This window comes from Parendozoicomonas verongulae, from assembly GCF_009711465.1.
GTDB classification, from domain to species: Bacteria; Pseudomonadota; Gammaproteobacteria; order Pseudomonadales; family Endozoicomonadaceae; genus Sansalvadorimonas; species Sansalvadorimonas verongulae.
Genome location: NZ_SMME01000342.1, coordinates 1 through 587, shown reverse-complemented (window position 1 = coordinate 587; position 587 = coordinate 1). Strand labels below are relative to the sequence as shown.

At 47.4% G+C, this 587-nt stretch carries 1 protein-coding gene; it reads left to right on the top strand.

From position 1 onward, the window contains the following. A partial coding sequence (locus E1189_RS00640) for a hypothetical protein (protein ID WP_230459863.1) occupies positions 1–210 on the top strand: 210 nt, incomplete at its 5' end. Positions 211–587 lie beyond the last annotated feature (377 nt).

Below are 587 nucleotides of genomic sequence, written 5' to 3'. Positions count from 1 at the left end.
TGCTTCCGCCTTGTATCTGTCTGGCCGAAATTCATGCTGCGAACCTTGGGCATTGAAGAAAACAAGAAGCATGAGTTCAAACAGAAAGCAGATTCACTCTTTGCTCTGGCCAACAACCTTGAACCCCATCGACATGAACTGAAGAAAGATGAACCCTGGAGATTTCAAGAGCGAGAGTTATTAATGCGTTTCTCTGCCTGCCAATATTAAACGTCAGACAGCTCCGTTAGTGAGCGTGACGAGTGTTGAACCTTTGTACTCTCGCCATAATCCATACAAGACAGTGGCTTCACGAACGCTCCCAGGCACAAAGGCTTATTCAGCGTATGAACTTACAACCAAACTATGGAGGAGGCAGCCATTACCGGCAGTCTCCTCTTCTTTATAATCAAAAAGGTTCAAAAGAATCTGGGCCTTACCCCCTCAAAGCACAAGGTTCTTCAGCCCGAAGGGGTGGTAGTAACCATGGGCACCGTCAACTTTCACAACGTCGTTTCCAGCACTCCCCGGCTTACGCTCATGTACAAGCAAATCAGGACATAGATCATGGCTTCCGCCTTCTGAAAACCAACCCCCAAAGAGCATTA